The sequence below is a fragment of the Nostoc sp. PCC 9305 genome (assembly GCF_963920915.1).
Classification (GTDB): Bacteria; Cyanobacteriota; Cyanobacteriia; order Cyanobacteriales; family Nostocaceae; genus Nostoc.
Genome location: NZ_CAWUDN010000028.1, coordinates 17,219 through 35,577, shown reverse-complemented (window position 1 = coordinate 35,577; position 18,359 = coordinate 17,219). Strand labels below are relative to the sequence as shown.

Annotated in this window: 13 protein-coding genes; 10 read left to right on the top strand and 3 right to left on the bottom strand. The window is 41.1% G+C overall.

The features are described from left to right. The first annotated feature begins 225 nt into the window (after positions 1–225). The 4 genes from ACM0OX_RS12765 to ACM0OX_RS12750 all read left to right on the top strand — a co-directional run bounded on the left by ACM0OX_RS12765 (position 226) and on the right by ACM0OX_RS12750 (position 9,769). Positions 226–4,977: a PfaB family protein gene (locus ACM0OX_RS12765; RefSeq protein WP_414515228.1), complete on the top strand. Its 4,752-nt coding sequence runs from the start codon at positions 226–228 to the stop codon at positions 4,975–4,977. A 226-nt stretch (positions 4,978–5,203) separates the two neighbouring features. Next, entirely contained in the window at positions 5,204–6,880 is a 1,677-nt protein-coding gene (locus tag ACM0OX_RS12760) for a PfaD family polyunsaturated fatty acid/polyketide biosynthesis protein (RefSeq protein ID WP_414515226.1), read from the top strand. Positions 6,881–6,882: 2 nt separating this feature from the next. Further along, positions 6,883–8,397, top strand: coding sequence for a thioester reductase domain-containing protein (locus ACM0OX_RS12755; protein WP_414515225.1), 1,515 nt, complete (start codon positions 6,883–6,885; stop codon positions 8,395–8,397). Between the two features lie 568 nt (positions 8,398–8,965). Next, positions 8,966–9,769 carry an SDR family NAD(P)-dependent oxidoreductase gene (locus tag ACM0OX_RS12750; protein WP_414515223.1) on the top strand — a complete coding sequence of 268 codons (804 nt, stop codon included), beginning with the start codon at positions 8,966–8,968 and terminating at the stop codon, positions 9,767–9,769. An 83-nt stretch (positions 9,770–9,852) separates the two neighbouring features. Here ACM0OX_RS12750 and hetI read toward each other — a convergent pair whose 3' ends face one another. Next, complete coding sequence (gene hetI, locus ACM0OX_RS12745; protein WP_414515222.1) at positions 9,853–10,572, bottom strand: 4'-phosphopantetheinyl transferase HetI; 720 nt, start codon at positions 10,570–10,572, stop codon at positions 9,853–9,855. A 332-nt stretch (positions 10,573–10,904) separates the two neighbouring features. Between hetI and ACM0OX_RS12740 the strand changes: the two genes are divergently transcribed. Together ACM0OX_RS12740 and ACM0OX_RS12735 are read left to right on the top strand one after the other, a co-directional pair. Continuing rightward, positions 10,905–11,174: a hypothetical protein gene (locus ACM0OX_RS12740; RefSeq protein ID WP_414515220.1), complete on the top strand. Its 270-nt coding sequence runs from the start codon at positions 10,905–10,907 to the stop codon at positions 11,172–11,174. A 43-nt stretch (positions 11,175–11,217) separates the two neighbouring features. Next, entirely contained in the window at positions 11,218–11,385 is a 168-nt protein-coding gene (locus ACM0OX_RS12735) for a hypothetical protein (RefSeq protein WP_229555359.1), read from the top strand. Between the two features lie 146 nt (positions 11,386–11,531). Here ACM0OX_RS12735 and ACM0OX_RS12730 read toward each other — a convergent pair whose 3' ends face one another. Next, positions 11,532–12,596: a YheT family hydrolase gene (locus ACM0OX_RS12730; RefSeq protein ID WP_414515218.1), complete on the bottom strand. Its 1,065-nt coding sequence runs from the start codon at positions 12,594–12,596 to the stop codon at positions 11,532–11,534. Between the two features lie 156 nt (positions 12,597–12,752). On the opposite strand from ACM0OX_RS12730, the gene ACM0OX_RS12725 reads away from it, so the two are divergent. Together ACM0OX_RS12725 and ACM0OX_RS12720 are read left to right on the top strand one after the other, a co-directional pair. Then, complete coding sequence (locus ACM0OX_RS12725; RefSeq protein WP_104905330.1) at positions 12,753–13,496, top strand: response regulator transcription factor; 744 nt, start codon at positions 12,753–12,755, stop codon at positions 13,494–13,496. Between the two features lie 806 nt (positions 13,497–14,302). Continuing rightward, positions 14,303–14,767, top strand: a complete 465-nt coding sequence (locus ACM0OX_RS12720) for a hypothetical protein (RefSeq protein ID WP_414515217.1) — start codon at positions 14,303–14,305, stop codon at positions 14,765–14,767. A 97-nt stretch (positions 14,768–14,864) separates the two neighbouring features. On the opposite strand, the gene ACM0OX_RS12715 is transcribed toward ACM0OX_RS12720, so the two are convergent. Next, a complete protein-coding gene (locus ACM0OX_RS12715) occupies positions 14,865–15,707 on the bottom strand; it encodes a methyltransferase domain-containing protein (RefSeq protein WP_414515215.1) in 843 nt (280 codons plus the stop codon). Between the two features lie 277 nt (positions 15,708–15,984). On the opposite strand from ACM0OX_RS12715, the gene ACM0OX_RS12710 reads away from it, so the two are divergent. Both ACM0OX_RS12710 and ACM0OX_RS12705 read left to right on the top strand, forming a co-directional pair. After that, positions 15,985–17,319: a TrkH family potassium uptake protein gene (locus ACM0OX_RS12710; RefSeq protein ID WP_414515213.1), complete on the top strand. Its 1,335-nt coding sequence runs from the start codon at positions 15,985–15,987 to the stop codon at positions 17,317–17,319. A 153-nt stretch (positions 17,320–17,472) separates the two neighbouring features. Continuing rightward, a complete protein-coding gene (locus ACM0OX_RS12705) occupies positions 17,473–18,168 on the top strand; it encodes a potassium channel family protein (protein ID WP_292726573.1) in 696 nt (231 codons plus the stop codon). Positions 18,169–18,359 lie beyond the last annotated feature (191 nt).

Here is an 18,359-nt window from a genome sequence, read left to right as displayed (position 1 = left end):
TGAGGGTTGAATTTTAAACGCAAAGGGGCGCAAAGGGAAACGCAAAGGTTCGCAGAGAGTTCGCTAGATATCTTGTACTAAGGAATAAAGTCTTTACTGTAAACTATCCAAGCTAGCTTAATCTTAGGATTGCTATAACTTGCCTCGTTTAAAGTTTGGGGAACAGCGTAAATCCTGCCTTTTAATTATCTCTTGCTAAATACCCAAACTCGGAGCATATAAATCGTGGAAAAAATAGCCATTATCGCATTGTCATGCCTATTCCCCGATGCAAAGAATCCTGAAGAATACTGGCAAAACATCGTTAATCAAAAAGATTCGACATCCTCTGCAACCGTCGAAGAAATCGGAGTAGATCCGACAATATTTCACAATCCAGTCAAAGGTACACCAGACAAAACCTATTCTCTCAAAGGCGGTTACATCCGCGACTTCCAGTTTAATCCATCCGAATACAATCTACCATCAGAATTTGTTGCTGGTTTAGATAATACCTTCAAATGGTCATTGTATGCCGCTAAACAAGCAATTTTACAGAGTGGTTATTGGGGTAATCAAACTGTTCTAGCAAAATGTGGCGTAATTTTAGGTAATTTGTCATTCCCGACAAAATTATCTAATCAATTATTCTCTCCAATTTACCAGCAAGCTATTAATCCTGCTGTCAGAGAACTTTTGCAGGATGAAGATTTTGATTTAGCTGCTTTACCAAGTGCAACCAAAGCATCTTTGTACAATGCGATGATATCTGGCTTACCAGCATCTATCGTTGCTCAAGCACTATCTCTATCCCAGATTAATTTATGTTTGGATGCTGCTTGTTCATCATCATTTTATGCGATTAAACTAGCATCTCATTACTTATGGTCACACAAAGCTGATGTTATGTTAGCTGGAGCCATCAGTTGTGCAGATTCCCTATTCGTGCGGATGTTATTTTCCGGTGTTCAAGGGTATGCAGAAAACGGCATTAGCCGCCCCTTAGATAAGTCCTCTAGAGGATTAATCCCCGCCGATGGTGTTGGGATGGTGATGCTGAAAAGATATTCTGATGCCGTTAGAGATGGTGATAATATTCTCGCCACTATCTGCGGTAATGGACTCTCGAATGATGGCAAGGGTAAACATTTACTTAGTCCAAATCCTAAAGGACAAGTCCTAGCTTTTGAACGAGCCTATAATGAGGCGAATTTTAGTCCCAAAACTATCGATTATCTAGAGTGTCACGCCACCGGCACCTTACTAGGAGATACAACCGAATTCAATTCCATCGAAACATTCTTTGGTCAAAATCAAGCTGCTCCTCTGGTGGGTTCTGCTAAGGCAAATACTGGTCACTTGCTAACTGCTGCTGGCATGGTTGGCTTGACTAAAGTGATTTTGAGTATGTCTCATGGTGTAATTCCAGCAACCATGAATGTTTCGGAACCTTTAACATCAGAAAATGGTACAATTTCCGCCGATAAAATTGTTAGAACAGCTACGGCATGGCCTAATAATAACGCACCAATTAAACGGGCAGCTATCAGTGCTTTTGGTTTTGGCGGTACTAATTCTCACCTGATTTTAGAACAAGGAAATACAACAGAATCAGTTGAATCAATTCCGCCTGTTCCACCTACCAAAATTGCTATTGTTGGCATGGATGCCTTTTTTGGTAACTGCAATGGTTTGGATGCTTTTGAACGTAGTATTTATGATGGAACACAGCATTTTACTTCCCTACCACCTCAAAGATGGCACGGTATAGAAAATCAAGAAAGTGTCCTGAAAGAGTACGGTTTAACAGACGGGAAAGCACCAGTAGGGGCATATATCAAGGATTTTGAAATCGATACTTTATCGTGCAAAATCCCTCCGAATGAAATCGAGAAGTTAAATCCACAACAATTGTTGCTTCTGAAAGTTAGCGATCGCGCCGTCAAAGATGCGAAACTACAGGAGGGTAGCAATGTGGCTGTGATTGTTGCCGCCGAGACAGAATTCTCTGTGCATCAGCTACAGCAAAGATGGAATTTATCTTGGCAAGTTAAGGATGGCTTACTCAACCAAGGAATTTCTCTACCTGCTGAACAGCTGGCGCAACTAGAAACCATTGTCAAAGATAGCATTCACCAACCAGTAGAAATCGGCGAATATGTAAGTCACATCGCCAACATCATGGCAAGTCGGATTTCTGCTTTATGGAATTTCACTGGCCCTGCATTCACCGTCAGCGCTGGCGAAAATTCTGCCCTCAAAGCGTTGGAAGTTGCCCAAATGCTACTCGCTACGGGAGAAGTAGACGCGGTGGTTGTGGGTGCGGTAGATTTAGCAGGCGGTGTGGAAAATGTCTTATTCCGCAGCCAATTTGCACCAATTAATACGGGTGTCAATACGTTGGGTTTTGACCAACAAGCTAATGGCTGGACAGTTGGTGAAGGTGCGGGTGCTGTCGTCCTCAAGCGTTACGAAGCTGCTAAAGAAGACAATGAACGCATCTATGCAGTAATTGATGCTATGAGTTTCGCACAAGGTAATTCTACTTTGAGTGACGCTTTAGTAAAACCTGATGCTTCAGCTATCAGCAATGTCTGCAAACAAGCTTTCGAGATGGCGGAGATTCAGCCCACAGAAGTTAACTATGTGGAAGTCTTCGGTAGCGGCGTTCCCCAGGAGGATGAAGCGGAAATCACAGGTTTACTGCAAGCTTATCCAAAAGTGGGCAACGGTTTGCATTGTGCATTGGGCAGCGTTAAATCCAATATCGGCCACACCTATACAGCATCAGGAATTGCTAGCTTAATCAAAACTGCTCTCTGTCTATATTACAGGTATATTCCCGCCACACCCAAATGGTCTGGTGTCAAAACACCGCAAGTATGGGAAGGTAGCCCTTTCTATGTGGCGATGGAATCAAGACCTTGGTTTGTCGATAAAGGCGGCACACGCAGAATAGCAGCAATTAATAGCATGGGTATAGATGGGAGTTACGCCCATTTAATCTTATCGGAGGAACCCAGCCAAGAAGAGCGCGATAACAGATATTTGCAGCAAATGCCTTTTCATCTGTTTCCCATCGCAGTTAGCGATCGCACCACCATCTCCGATCTTCTCAACAATCTCCAAAATACCATAGAAGCTAGTTCTTCTTTATCAGCTACCGCCAGCCAAACATTTGCTACCTTTGAACAGCATTCTAATCCAAAATACGTCTTATCAATTACAGGACGTAACACAAAAGATTTACTCAAAGAAATTGAATCTGCCCGCAAAGGTATAAATAATGCCTTTGAAAACGGCACAGATTGGCAAACACCTCTAGGTAGTTATTTCACAGCAAAACCATTGGGTAAAACTGGAGCAGTTGCTTATGTTTACCCCGCAGCAGTCAATTCTTATATTGGCATTGGTCGCAGTGTCTTCCGCTTATTTCCTAAAGTTTTTGAGGACTTAAAAAGTAACAATCTCTACAATCGGGCTGCCGATGTTGAAAAGCTAGTTTATCCCAGAAGCTTACCTAAATTGACAACCAGGCAACTAGAAACACTCGAAAAGCAATTGTTAGATGATTCCCTGGCAATGTTTGAAAGTGAAATCGCCTTTGCTAGATACATGACGGCAATTTTCCGAGATGATTTTAAAGTCAAGCCGCAATCTGTATTTGGGTATAGCTTGGGTGAAACTAGTATGATGGTTGCCCAAGGAGTTTGGAGTGATTTTGAAGGTGGAAGTAACACCTTAAACTCATCACCTCTATTTGGCGATAAATTATCTGGGCCAAAAAATGCTGTGCGTGAATATTGGGGATTAACCGATTCACCAAACAACAATTTTTGGAATACCTATGTTCTCATGGCTACTCCATCTCAAGTGAGAGAATGCCTGAAACATGAGAATCACGTCTACTTAACTCAAATCAACACACCAGAAGAAGTATTAATTGCTGGTGATGATGCCGCCTGTAAGCGAGTAATTACAACTTTAGGTTGCAATTCTTTCCCCGCTCCCTTCGACCATGTGATACATTGTGAAGCGATGCGATCGCAGTTCGAGGAAATCAAGAAGGTAAACAAATTACCGTCGCAAAGTCTCCCCGATATTGTGTTTTATTCTGCCGCCGACTATCAACCGATTGTACTTGAAAGTGATGCGATCGCGCACAACATCGCCAAAGGATTGTGCCAAGAACTTGATTTTCCGCAATTAGTAAATCGTGTCTACGGCGATGGGGTCAAAATATTTTTAGAAGCAGGCGCAGGTAGTGTTTGTTCACGATGGATTGATAAAATCCTCGGCAGCAAAGAACATATCACAGTCTCTCTAAATCGTAGAGGAATGGATGACCATGCTTCAATGGTCAAAGCATTAGCAAAACTACTCAGTCATCAGGTGAACGTGGATTTATCACCACTGTATAGCAAAGCCCAAGACACTGCTAATTCAAATAAAGCAACATTGAGAACAGTTACCTTGGGTGGAAAAGCGATCGCTGCTACAATTTTGAGCGAAAAAAATCGCAAACTTGTTGAAGATTTTGCTGGGGATCTTAGGAGCGAACGTTTCAAAATACAGCATCCAAAGATACCTAATCTTCAGCAATCTGAAATCACAGATTTTCTTAACACTTCTACCCACATAACCCAACAAGAAAGTCATTCCCCTAACATCTTGCCTCAGCCAGAAGAAGTAAAACTGAAAAATATCATTGATAACGTTTTTCAACCGAGAGAACAATTACAATCTTCTGAGTTAAGCGCAATTAGACAGCCAATTCCTGTTTCTTTCCCACCCGTCAGAACTCAAAAAATTAGTAGCATCATCAGCATGTTCGATTTAAATAAGACCCAGTATCAAAAGCTCAATGCTAATAATTCAAAGATAACTAAAGCACACACAGCCTTCTTACAAGCTAGACAAGATTACAGTCAGCAAATGAGCGAAATCATTCAATTGCAACTAGCTTGCGCCCAAAACTTGCTTAACGAAGAATCTTAATATCTCATACCAATTCTCTCTCAAGTTGCACCGCTTAATTCTTAACTTATCTCTTCCTTCGCGCTCTTTGCGCCCTTTGCGGTTCGTTTAAAAATTATTACGTGCATCTCCCAGAGAATTGGTATTACTCTCTTACTCTGTGCCCTCTGCGCCTCTGCGGTTCGTTAACAGAGTCAACACCCTTCAACTTTATCATCCATTGTTTGTAATCCGAGGGATAACTACCGTGACAACCGTAGATACGGTACTAAGTAAACACGATAATGGTCTTAACTTCTCCACTTGGTCATATAACAAAAACCAGGTTTGGAAAGGTTCTTTAGAAACTGTATCTTTTGAAAAACAAACCATCAAAGATAAATTGATGGTGTTAAATAAACCCTGCTACATCGTGAAAGTTGCCGGAAAAATCGGTGTCACTAATGAGGGTTATTTATCCCCTGGTGATAATGGCACAACAGCACAAGTAGAACTGCTAACATTTGCAGCACCAATCCGCATTCAACAATTTGGAGATCCGAATTTTCTCTCCTCTCATGGAGTGAAATATGCCTACGTTACCGGCGCAATGGCTGGCGGAATTGCTTCCGAAGAAATGGTCATTGCACTTGGAAAAGAGCAAATTTTGAGTTCCTTTGGTGCAGGTGGTTTAACTCCAGAACGTTTGGAAGCAGCCATAAATCGCATCCAAGAAGCTTTACCTCAAGGGCCCTATGCATTTAATCTAATCCACAGCCCCAACGAACCTGCGATTGAACGCCGCGCTGTAGATTTATACCTCAAATACCAAGTGAGAACAGTAGAAGCATCTGCATTTCTCGACTTGACTCCCAACATTGTTTATTACCGTGTTGCTGGATTGGGATTGAATAGCGCCAATCAAATTGAAATCAAAAATAAAATCATTGCCAAAATTTCTCGCCGAGAAGTTGCAACTAAATTTCTGCAACCAGCACCAGCGAGAATACTCAAAGAACTTCTTGAACAAGGGCTAATTACTGAGTTACAAGCAACCCTTGCAGCTAAAGTTCCAATGGCTGATGATATTACCGTCGAGGCTGATTCTGGAGGTCATACAGATAACCGTCCCTTGGTTTGTGTGTTACCTTCTATTATTGCCTTGCGGGATGAAATTCAAGCACAATATCATTACCAAATACCCATTAGAATCGGCGTTGCAGGGGGAATTGGTACACCACAATCAGCATTAGCAGCCTTTATGATGGGTGCTGCTTATATAATGACCGGTTCCATCAATCAGTCATGTGTTGAATCTGGGGCTTGCGAACATACCAAAAAGTTATTAGCCCAAGCAGAAATGGCTGATATGATAATGGCTCCAGCAGCAGATATGTTTGAAATGGGAGTCAAATTGCAAGTTCTCAAACGGGGTACAATGTTCCCCATGCGAGCGCAGAAATTATTTGAACTCTATCGCGCTTATGATTCCATTGAAAGCATCCCCCTTGCAGAAAGAGAGAAATTAGAAAAGCAAGTTTTTCGCAAAACTATTGCCGAAGTATGGGAAGGAACTGCGGCTTATTTATCCCAAAAGAATCCTGAAAAACTTGGGAAAGCAGTCAATAATCCTAAACTAAAAATGGCATTGATTTTCCGTTGGTATTTAGGATTATCTTCTCGCTGGTCGAGTTCTGGTGAAAAAGGTAGAGAAGTCGATTATCAAATTTGGTGTGGCCCGGCAATGGGCGGTTTCAATGACTGGGTACGCGGTTCTTACCTGTCTGAACCAAATAATCGTGGTGTAGTTGATGTTGCTAATCAAATTATGACTGGTGCAGCCTTTTTGTACCGTGTTCAAAATTTGAAAATTCAAGGACTGCAAGCTTCCGATTATTACAGTCAATATCACCCTGTTCGTTCTACATCATTGTTGGAGATTTAAAAATGACTATAAAACAGTCTTTCACAGCAGACGATATTCAAGTATTTTTGGTATCTAACTTAGCTAAGTTGCTAGGAGTCGCAACTGATGAAATAGATGTCACAGAACATTTAGAAAACTATGGGTTGGATTCAGCCCAAGCAATGATTCTAGTAAGTAACTTAGAAAAGTTGCTCGGATTTCAACCCTCTCCGTTGCTGCTGTGGCATTACCCAAATATTGAGGCTCTTTCACAGCGTTTAGCTGAAGAAGTGCAAGAAGGTTCACCAGTTCAAGATACAAAGGTAGTAGCCTCCAATGCCAATACTGCCCCCTCTGTTCTAGATTTAGGTGCTGAGGCTGTTCTTGACCCCACCATTCATCCCGGCGCTGCATCTAATGTAGCTATAGGTGAACCCAAGAACATCTTTTTAACTGGTGGAACGGGCTTTTTAGGAGCCTTTATCATCCGGGAATTGCTACAAGAAACTAATGCGGATATCTATTGTTTAGTGCGTGCTGCTAATGCCGAAGAAGGCAAAAGCAAACTCCAAAAAAATCTTGAACAGTATGCAATTTGGCAGGAAAAATTTACCTCCAGAATTATTCCGATTGTCGGCGATTTATCTCAACCATTGTTAGGTATTGGTTCAGAACAGTTTCAAATTTTAGCTGCAAATATTGATACTATTTATCATAGTGCTGCTTTGTTGAATTATGTTTTTCCATACTCTGCACTAAAAACAGCCAATGTATTAGGAACTCAAGAAGTTTTGAGATTGGCTTGTCAAGTTAAAGTCAAGCCTGTACATTACGTTTCTAGTGTTGCTGTTTTTGAATCCACTGCTTATGCTGGCAAGGTTGTTAAAGAACAGGATGAATTCAATCATTGGGAAGGTATTTATCTTGGTTACTCACAAACAAAATGGGTAGCTGAAAAGTTAGTTAAAATTGCTCGTGACCGTGGACTGCCTGTAACTATCCATAGACCCCCACTGATTTCAGGTGATAGCAAAACAGGAATTTGTAACACACATGACTTTATCAATTTGATGACCAAGGGCTGTCTACAAATGGGATATTTCCCTGATGTAGATTATATGTTGGATATGTCACCTGTAGACTATGTAAGTAAAGCGATTGTTTATCTATCACGCCAAAAAGAATCTATAGGTAAGGCTTTCAATTTACAACATCCCCAACCCGCCGCTTTGAAAATGCTAGTTGAGTGGATACGCTCTTTTGGTTATTCAGTTGAGATGATTCCTTACGAAAAATGGCAATCAGAGTTAATCAATAATGTCACTTCTGCTGACAATCCTTTATACACTCTGCGACCATTTTTGCTGGAACGTTGGTCTGATGAACAACTAACTATTCCTGATTTGTATTTACAAGCTAGAAGACCTCACATTAGTTGCCAAGATACTCTTCATGCATTGGCAGGTAGTTCTATTGCTTGTCCTCCAATTGATTCTCAATTGTTTATGACTTATACCGCCTACTTGATTCAAAGTGGTTTCTTGAATCTCGCTTAGGAGTTCAAAAGTTGCGTAGGATGTGTTAGGAACGTAACGCACTATCCCGGATACTTTCGGTGCGTTACGGAAGCCGTAACACACCCTACAACTACAACAAAACAAGTTTATTTAGTCGTTTTTTTTTTAACTCAGTACTGCTGAATAGTTAATATTTCAGATGCCAACAACAACTTATATACCAACAGTGGCAATATAATTGCCCTGTTTTTTTATGCTCAATAATGTAAATTTTCAGGATTCACCCCTTGACAGAAGCAATTGAGGATAGAATGGTTAGTGTCGGGCATAAAAGTTTGATTTTGCCTGCTGGCTTTTGTAAGTAATCAAAAGCCAGTGATAGTAGTTTGAAGTAATCAAACTTCTTTAATGCTCCACTTATTCGATGTATAAGTCCTAAATTTACGTTTGGACTGCTACATCTATCCAAGGCATCCACAATCATTTGAAAGGATAATAACTCAAGACAGTTATTGTCGGTTCAAATATTACGCGTACTTAATTCTAGAACGAGAACCACTGTAAATGCAAGGCAGCTTCATCAAGTTGAATTCACCAATATTTTTACATGAACAAAACACATCAAAGTCAGAGCAAAAAGACTGCTCTTATTACTGGGGCAGCCGGTGGAATTGGCTACGAATTAGCCTGTCTTTTTGCCACTCATGATTACAATCTAGTCTTAGTAGACAGAAACGGGCTAAAGCTAGTAGAAATTGCAGCTAAATTCCAAAAAGAATTCGGAAATCTTGTCAAAACTATCGTCAAGGATTTATCTATATCAACTGCTCCTGAAGAAATTTTCACGGAGTTGCAACTCGCCAATATTAATGTTGATGTACTAGTAAATAATGCTGGATTTGGTATCTATGGATTATTTCACGAAACAGATTTAGCGACTGAACTGGAAATGCTACAGGTAAATTTGGTGTGCCTCACCCATTTAACTAAGCTATTCGTGAAACACATGGTCAAGCAAGGTGAAGGTAAAATATTAAATGTTTCCTCGGCTGCGGCGTTTCAACCAGGGCCTTTGATGGCGGTTTATTTTGCTACTAAAGCTTATATCTTATCTTTTTCTGAAGCGATCGCTAATGAATTAGAAGGTACAGGTGTCACTGTGACAGTTCTTTGCCCAGGTTCAACAGAATCGGGGTTTCATGAAAGAACGGGAATGGCTGACTCCAAATTGCTCAAGGGCAAAAAGATGATGGATGCACAAACAGTAGCCGAAATTGGTTATCGCGCCTTAATGAAGGGTCAAACCATTGTCATTCCTGGTTTTATGAATAAACTACTGGCAAAATGCGTCAGATTTGTACCCAGAAACCTGGTGACAAAAATTGTGAGAAATATGCAAGAAGATAAGTAAGCAGGTTGTCATTTGTCATTGGTCATTGGTCATTTGTCTGCAAAATCTCTCTTGTTTGAGCCAGGAGATGAGCTTAATCAACATCAATACTGCCAACACTTTAAGTTACAGCCAAAATTCTCTACAGCAACAGCAGCAACATAATTGTTTGCAGGTACTAGTTCAAATAGACTCCAGTCTTCAGTTATCTGTAACTTAGCTGGTTCTGTGGGAGTCAGCGATACTTCAACTTGCTCTAACTGGGATAGTCCGTCTCCAGTTGCTTTTAAATAAGCTTCCTTACAAGTCCAGTAACGGAAAAATACCTCTTGCTGTTGGTTGGGAGATAGCGATCGCAACATATCATATTCTCTCGGTAAAAAGAACCGTTTGGCAAGAGCTTCAATATCAGACATCGGGCGAATATATTCTAGGTCTACACCAATTGAGCGAGTACAATTCACTGCACACAAACCCAGCCCTTGGGAATGAGACAAGTTAAACGCCAGTCCACTATCGGCAAATGTATCTGCTAATACTGGTTTGCCACGCTGTTGATAATTAAACTGCACTTGTAAGGGCTGGATACCCAAATAGCGACCTAATATAGTTCGGAGAATACCACGACCAGCAATGAAACGCTGTCGATGTTCCTGAAAATAGAACCGTTCAGCACGAGCCGTTTCGTCACTGGAAAGAGTTGCTGCTAAACTTTGCAACTGTACTTCTGGTTGGTCAAGATTTATACGCCAGACATGAATCTCATCCTGTAACAAAGTTAAATCTGTCGGTGCAGGTAGCCAAATATCATTAGAAGCGGTCATTGAGTCAAAAAGTCAAGGTAGTTTTAATCTAGTAGTTTGTTTAATTACGACGATTACGGTGGATCTGGTTTGATTCTTTAGCGCTACTATACTATGCGCCCGACCAGTGCGGTAAGCGTAGCCATGCCGTCAGGCTTATCGCTTTTGCTGACTAATATCGTGATTTATTGCTCTATATTTACGTGCTATTTTTCTTACTTTAGATGTACGAGCCTTAACTCAAGGCTAAACCCTCTGAAAGACAATACGTTAAAACCCTTGACAGATAATAATAAATTTTCTTTTGGCTACAACATTAGCTATTACAGTATTATTCCAAGGAATTACGAGAAATGTCTGCAAGTGTTTTACTAGTACCGAAGCTTTGTAAAGGTCAAAAAGTAAAGTTTATGGGTGGGGAAGGTATCATCAACAACTACCGATTTGAGTCAGGTAGCTGGGAATATTTGGTGGAGATGCCTATGGGGCCAGAGCCAGAAATGGGTCGCGTTGGTTATGAAACGATGATTTGGTTATCTGAAGTTGATATCTCTTCACTGGTAAATCACTTTTCTAGCAAAATGTTAAATATGGAACAAAAACACCTTGCCAAAGCTTGTTAAAAACCTATTAGAGCTACTTTTTTCTAGAACATAGTGAGGATGAATGATTATTAATTTGGAGTATTTTGCCTTCTTTGTGCTGCTACTGGCAGCGCTACTATTATCAATTAAGGAAATGAGCGTTGCTTTGGATGAAGTCGATGTTGAGCGCTTTACTCTCTGGACAGGTGTTGCTTCTGTCATTGCTGGTTTACCAATAATATTGTGGTAGCTTATCAGTAAATGCCATCCTCTCTATTGCAATAGTTTATTTAGGACAATTAGTGAAAACAAGCTAATCTGTTCAATTTTTTGGACTTCCAAACAATACGACTCCATCCGTCGAGTATCCTAGCAACTAGAATATTTTCTCGCCTACTACTGTGTTCGTTTTTCCTCCAACCATTGTAAAACCCGATTCCATGCCCACCAAGGATCAGAATCGTTCACTTGACGCTGGCACTCTTTGCTGCTCAAATAGCCAACATGACCGCCGTATTGAGTGAGTAACAAATCTATTGCGGAATTGCGATCGCACGCTTCTTCTAATTCCGGTATGATACTTGGGTCAAAAAGTGGATCGTCAGCAGCGTATAAAATCAAAGTCGGTTTCGAGATTTGCGGCAATATTTGTAAAGCACTACTAGCTTGGTAATATGCTTCCACAGAAGGAAAACCAAGTCGCTTAATTACCAGTTCATTGTCAAAACCCCAAATACTGTTCGCCCGTTCAATCGCTTCTGGGTCAAGGCTTCCAGGATGGGCATCATGAATCCGCCACGCCAGTTTTTTTAAATTTTGGGCAATCCCTGCTTCCAAATATCTGCCAAAGGGCTTTGTAACCAGATAAGATAGCGATCGCTCCGAATCCAAACTCGGACAAATCACCATACCACCACCAATATCGCCATCTTCTAATCCTAAATCTCCATGTTCCCTAATCACCTCACTAGCCACCTTCAGCGCCCATAGCGCCAATTGCCCCCCTAAAGAAAACCCTGTAAACCAAAATTTTCCCGGACATCCCATTGCCTTCGCAGCGGCAGCGATGCGAACAAAATCTTCCCCCTCATACAAACCATCAGAGGTGAGAGTCGGCGATAATTCGGCTGTTTTCCCGTGGGCACGCCAATCAAATAACACCACAGCATACCCTTGAGCATAAGCTTTACGTCCCAGCACTCTCAAAAACCATTCTGTTTTTAATTCTCCGGTAATGCCATAAGTACCGATAATCGTGCTGTGAGCATTTTCCGGGATGGCAACCAAGCCAAAAATTGGCACACCTTGGCCACCAATAAAGATTTTCTCGTGATAAGACGGTTCTGGGTCTTTAGTAGTACTTTGCCAGTTACGTTTTCCCCACAAAGCGGTGTATACAGTCATCATCACACCGTTTTGTAAAAACCAAGACGGATTGTAGGGGGGAGTATAACACATCATAGACTATAAGATTTCGTGTAATTGAGTCTTGATTTCACAGTCATTTAATCTTAATATTTATGTAAGATTTAGAAACTTTTTTAGAATCGATTCAAAAATCTTTGTATCTATCAAAGGTTGTTAATTATCCTTAATAAGTAGCAATAATTTTAAAGAATGCCGAGGATTCTTGTCATAGACGATGACCCAGCGATTTCAGAACTAGTTGCCGTCAACTTGGAAATGGCTGGCTACGATGTTAGTCAAGCTGAAGACGGCATCAAAGGTCAAGCGCTGGCTCTCCAGCTGCAACCAGACTTGATCATGCTCGATTTAATGTTGCCCAGAGTAGATGGGTTTACCGTTTGCCAACGCCTGCGTCGCGACGATCGCACCTCTGAGATTCCCGTGTTAATGTTGACGGCTTTGAGCCAAACTCAGGACAAGGTGGAAGGCTTTAATGCTGGCGCAGATGACTACCTCACCAAACCTTTTGAAGTTGAAGAACTGCTGGCGCGGGTGCGGGCACTTTTGCGGCGGACTGACCGGATTCCCCAAGCCGCAAAGCACAGTGAGATTCTCAACTATGGCTCATTAACCCTCGTTCCCGAAAGATTTGAGGCAATATGGTTCAATGAGACGGTGAAATTGACTCACTTGGAATTTGAGCTACTTCACTGCTTGCTGCAACGCCACGGTCAAACAGTTTCTCCCAGCGAAATCCTCAGAGAAGTTTGGGGCTACGATCCTGATGATGACATAGAAACGATTCGAGTGCATATTCGCCACTTGCGAACCAAGCTAGAACCAGATCCCCGCCATCCCCGCTATATCAAGACAGTGTATGGTGCTGGATACTGTCTTGAATTACCCGGTATACCTCCATCCAATGAAGGGGCTTCGGTAACAGTCGTTGAATGAAATTCACCCTAAATTCCCTTATCTAAGCTATCACTTAGGCAAGAACTCTCTGTAACTCTTATTCCTTATACCAATTCTTTATGAAGCTGCATAGAATTTGATCCCCCCTAGCCCCCCTTAAAAAGGCTACCGTGTATACACAAGTCGAAAAAAGCTTGATTTTCCATTGTTTTTTCGTTTATCTCGAACACAAGCTCTGCATGGGAATGCCTGATTTAGGGGCTGCTGCTTCCTGTCAGACATTGAGTCTTTGACTCAATGAATGCGTTCCCAGGCGGAGCCTGGGAACGAGGAAAGTCCTATCAAGCTAGGTTTTTAGGACTTGTGTATACACGGTAGCTTAAAAAGGGGGGAACCGGAAAAACGTCTATCAAAGTCCCCCTTTTTAAGGGGGATTTAGGGGGATCAAGATATCTGCAACTTCACATTAAATTGGTATTATCGCTTAGTTAAGGTTATTAGTGGGATTTAGTAGTATGTAGAGATGTTGCAATACAACGTCTCTACAAGTGCATCCGCGACTTTTTAATAAAAAGCGCTTTTTGTCAATGAGTTAAAATACTCAAAGTAAGCTTAGTGAAAATGATAATCGTGTGATGGAGAGGAAGAGGATGTGATTTTCGGTAACACTCCTCTGCCTCTTTTTGATTATCATTATTTCCAAAGTCTTTGACAGCTTAAATATTATATGAAAAAGTTATGAAAAAGTATTGTAACGACAGAATAACTTTGTCAAAAACGTGCTTAATTCTTAGGTAAATTCAATCATGAAACTGAAATAAGTTACAAAATTGGAGTTAATAATAATGCGCTTTTTTATAAAAGGTTATTTAGTGAGTATGTTGGCTGGTGTCATAAGCTTAGTGGCGAATCAAGCTTTGGCAGTAACGGGGCCAGGAGCTACTATGAAGAATTCCTTTCCCCAAGACAATTCATGTTTAAGCACTTCGAGTTATGGGGGAATTATCAATAACTGCACTTACAGTGTTCAAGTAGTAGGAACCCTGCAACTGTCACCAGGTTCTCACCCAACGTCAGTCAGACTTTATGGGAGTAATAGCTGGTGTCAAACAGTTTCGATTAATGGTGTTGGAAACGGTGCTTCGATTGGTTCTCAAGTTTATACTACTTCTGGGCCAAAAGATTGGCAAACCCTGAATCTAGGCAACCTTTATGTATATGATGGGCCTGATGGGAATAGCGAAACAGGTACACTTTTTAGGTGTTCGCTCGAGGCTGGTGGCATTATAGGCAATTTCACAGCAAAGTAAGGTTTCTGAAGGTAGATATTAGCCGTCATTGAATTTTTTAAATTGTAGTGCGATCGCGCTGTGGTAAAACAGCGCGGTTTTCTCTCAAATAACGTTTCTACTTATTACCGCATAACAACCCAAACCGAACTAACCCGCGCTCATAACCGCGACGCATCAACCCCAGTGATAACGCCCCTTGAATAGTAGTCCAACCGGCATTGAGTAAGCCCCAAAGTGCTTGGGGAGTAAATGCCGAATCAATGACTACATTCCAAAAGGGGGCGACGGCGGTTGACCAATCGGCGGTGCGAATATTGTTTAATGGAAGTTGACGTGCGATCGCTTCATATTCTGGTAAAGAAATCACATAAGGCAAACAATAGACCCGATAAATATCCTGCAAATGCTTTTCCTCATCTGCCGTCAGTGGTAACTTATCAGTCGGTCGATGACACCAAGTCACCATAATTAACTTGCCACCAGGTTTCAACACCCGATAACATTCTTCGAGAAATTTAGTTTTATCTGGCATGTGTTCGCCGCTTTCCAGCGACCAAACCAAATCAAAAGAATTATCAGCAAAGGGCATTGCTTGAGCATTGGCGACCTGAAACTGAGTTCTCAGACTCAAATTCGCTTCCGTTGCGCGTTCTGTTGCTCTGGCAGCTTGCACAGGACTCAAAGTAATTCCTGTAGCCTTAGCATTAAACTTTTCAGCCAGATATAAAGAACTGCCACCAATGCCACAACCGACATCAAGGATATTTTCTGCTGCTTCTACCCCCGCCCAATTGAGCAGTTCTTCGATTAAATCAATTTGAGCTTGACGACGGTCTTTTTTCTGGCTGCCATCAGCCCCGTAGTAGCCGTGGTGCATGTGTTCGCCCCAAATCTGTTCCCACAGACCAGAGGAAGCATCGTAGAACTGCTGAATTTGCTGGTAAAGTGTTGCACTCATGAAAAAAGTAGTATTGAGACGAAGTAGAATTCAAAAAAAAACATACTGGTAGGCTACCATGTATGTTTTTAATTAAATAAGGGTATTTTTACTTCCAGAGAAGCTAAACCGAGATTTATCCTCCTGGGAAAAATTTCTCAGTTTTACCTTAATAAAGTTTTCTGAGCCGAATTTATACCAATTATCCCAAAAAAACCTACATATAAAAGAATTGTAAACCTAGATTTACTCTAACTTTCTTAATTACGAATTACGAATTACGAACTACGAATTAATTATGACTGTCGCTCGCACAATTTGTTTGGGGTTTCTGGCTGTCATTGCTGTTGGTACTATCCTGCTGATGATGCCTTTTTCAACTAGCGATGGTACATGGAATAACCTGATTGTGGCACTATTTACCTCCACATCCGCAGTTTGTGTCACAGGTTTATCAGTAGTCGATCCTGGTACTTATTTTTCCTTTTGGGGTCAGTTATTTATTGCCCTACTAGCTCAAATTGGCGGCTTGGGCTACATGACAACCACCACATTTCTGATTTTGCTCATTGGTCGTAAGTTTGATATGCGGCAAAAAATCGCCATTCAACAAGCTTTAGACCGACCAGGGATGAGTGGTAGCTCCCAGGTTATCCGTTCAATTATTGCCACAACTTTAATTTTTGAAATTACCGGAGTTTTCTTACTTTTACCAGCTTTTGTTCCAGAGTATGGATGGAGTCAAGGACTTTGGTTAGCGATTTTCCATAGCATCAATGCTTGGAATAATGCTGGTTTTAGTTTATTTAAAGATAACTTAATTGGCTATCAGTCATCCTTCTTAGTAGTCTTCACCATTACTATGTTGATTATATTTGGGGGGATTGGCTATCAGGTAATTTTGGAAATGTATCTTTGGTTGCGCGATCGCATTCACAAAAAAACTCAGCACCAAGTATTTACTCTGGATTTCAAAGTTGCAACCAGTACAACCATTATATTATTAGTCATCGGAATAGTAGCCTTTTTCTGTATAGAAATCAGAAATCCTGAAACATTTGGCTCTCTAAATTTCCACGACCAGATATTAGTAGCTTGGTTTCAATCAGTTACTCCCAGAACTGCTGGTTTTAACACCATTGATATTAGCAAAATGACTACGGCTGGTCTATTTATTACGATTGCGCTGATGTTTATTGGTGCAAGTCCAGGTGGTACAGGAGGAGGGATGAAAACAACCACTTTGAGAGTTCTAACCAGTTGTACAAAAACGATTCTTCGGGGGAAAGAAGAAGTTTTGTTGTACGATCGCAAGATAGCAATAACTTTAATTTTGAAAGCTGTAGGTGTGTTAGTAGGCTCGGTAGCGACCGTGATTTTCGCCACCATTTTAATTAGCCTCACAGATCCAACATTAGATTTTATCCAAATTTTGTTTGAAGTGGTATCAGCCTTCGCCACGGTGGGGCTTTCTACAGGCATTACAGGAACTATCTCTACAGCAGCAAAGGTGATCTTAATTGTCACTATGTACGTTGGAAGAGTAGGTGTTTTGCTACTGATGTCTGCTGTACTAGGAGATCCCCGTCCTACTAGAATTCACTATCCTGAAGAAAATTTACTTGTGGGATAGTTAGAGAAGAGTGCATACAGAGTGCGAGAGAAAAAATAACCAATGCCCAAACTGATAAAATATACATTCTAAGGCAAAAAATAAAATTTTTAATTCAAGCGGTATAACCGTTTTTTGCCCTAAATACAGGGAGCCATCATAAGGATAAAAAGGGTGAATCTGTCATCATTAAGTTTTTTTCGCAGTTTACGTAAAGATAACCAGCAATTTGCTGTAATTGGGTTAGGTCGTTTTGGAAGGTCTGTCTGTTCCACACTGCACAATTTTGGTTATCAAGTGCTGGCAACAGATATTGATGAAAAACGAGTTTCAGAAGCATTAACTGAGGGAATAGTTGGTCATGCTTTGCAACTAGACTCTACAGAACCAGCCGCACTCAAAGAAGCTGGAATTTTTGAATTTGATACTGTAATTGTTGCAATTGGCAACTACGTTCAAGAAAGTATTATAACCACTCTAAATGTGAAAGAGGCTGGTGTACCTCATGTAGTTGCTAAAGCTTCTAGTGAAGTTCACCGTAAACTCTTGCGGCGAGTAGGAGCAGATCATGTTGTTTTTCCTGAGTATGAAGCGGGTTGTGCCCTAGCGCGTACTCTTACCAAACCAGCAATTCTAGATCGGTTTGACCTTGACCCAGATAATAGTATTGTAGAGTTGATTGTGCCTGATGAATTTCACGGCAAAACCATCACTGAACTGCAACTTCGTAACCGCTACGGTTTAAATTTGCTAGCAGTAAGCCAGGATGGAAAATTTCAAATTAATCCTGATGCTACCAAGCGTTTAGAGCGTGGTTCAGCAATGGTTGTTATTGGTTGCAATAAAGATATTAATCGTTTGCCGATTTAAAAAAGTTAGGAGTTAGGAATTAAGAGTTAGGAGTTATGCCGTGTGCAACTTTTACTCAAAACTAACCTCCAGTAGAGAATAGACTTATTGCATGAATCAAAAGCCCTCTCCCAAGCTTGGGAGAGGGACTTTGAAATTCGCTCCCCTTCTCCCAAAATTGGGAGAAGGGGTTGGGGGATGAGGGCAAATCG

Bases quoted from the DNA above. Each gene is read 5' to 3' on its own strand.
- ACM0OX_RS12725 (WP_104905330.1), top strand. From the start codon at position 12,753: ATGCCGAGGATTCTTGTCATAGACGATGACCCAGCGATTTCAGAACTA.
- ACM0OX_RS12730 (WP_414515218.1), bottom strand. From the start codon at position 12,596: ATGATGTGTTATACTCCCCCCTACAATCCGTCTTGGTTTTTACAAAAC.
- ACM0OX_RS12740 (WP_414515220.1), top strand. From the start codon at position 10,905: ATGTCTGCAAGTGTTTTACTAGTACCGAAGCTTTGTAAAGGTCAAAAA.
- ACM0OX_RS12715 (WP_414515215.1), bottom strand. From the start codon at position 15,707: ATGAGTGCAACACTTTACCAGCAAATTCAGCAGTTCTACGATGCTTCC.
- ACM0OX_RS12750 (WP_414515223.1), top strand. From the start codon at position 8,966: ATGAACAAAACACATCAAAGTCAGAGCAAAAAGACTGCTCTTATTACT.
- ACM0OX_RS12755 (WP_414515225.1), top strand. From the start codon at position 6,883: ATGACTATAAAACAGTCTTTCACAGCAGACGATATTCAAGTATTTTTG.
- ACM0OX_RS12735 (WP_229555359.1), top strand. From the start codon at position 11,218: ATGATTATTAATTTGGAGTATTTTGCCTTCTTTGTGCTGCTACTGGCA.
- hetI (WP_414515222.1), bottom strand. From the start codon at position 10,572: ATGACCGCTTCTAATGATATTTGGCTACCTGCACCGACAGATTTAACT.
- ACM0OX_RS12720 (WP_414515217.1), top strand. From the start codon at position 14,303: ATGCGCTTTTTTATAAAAGGTTATTTAGTGAGTATGTTGGCTGGTGTC.
- ACM0OX_RS12710 (WP_414515213.1), top strand. From the start codon at position 15,985: ATGACTGTCGCTCGCACAATTTGTTTGGGGTTTCTGGCTGTCATTGCT.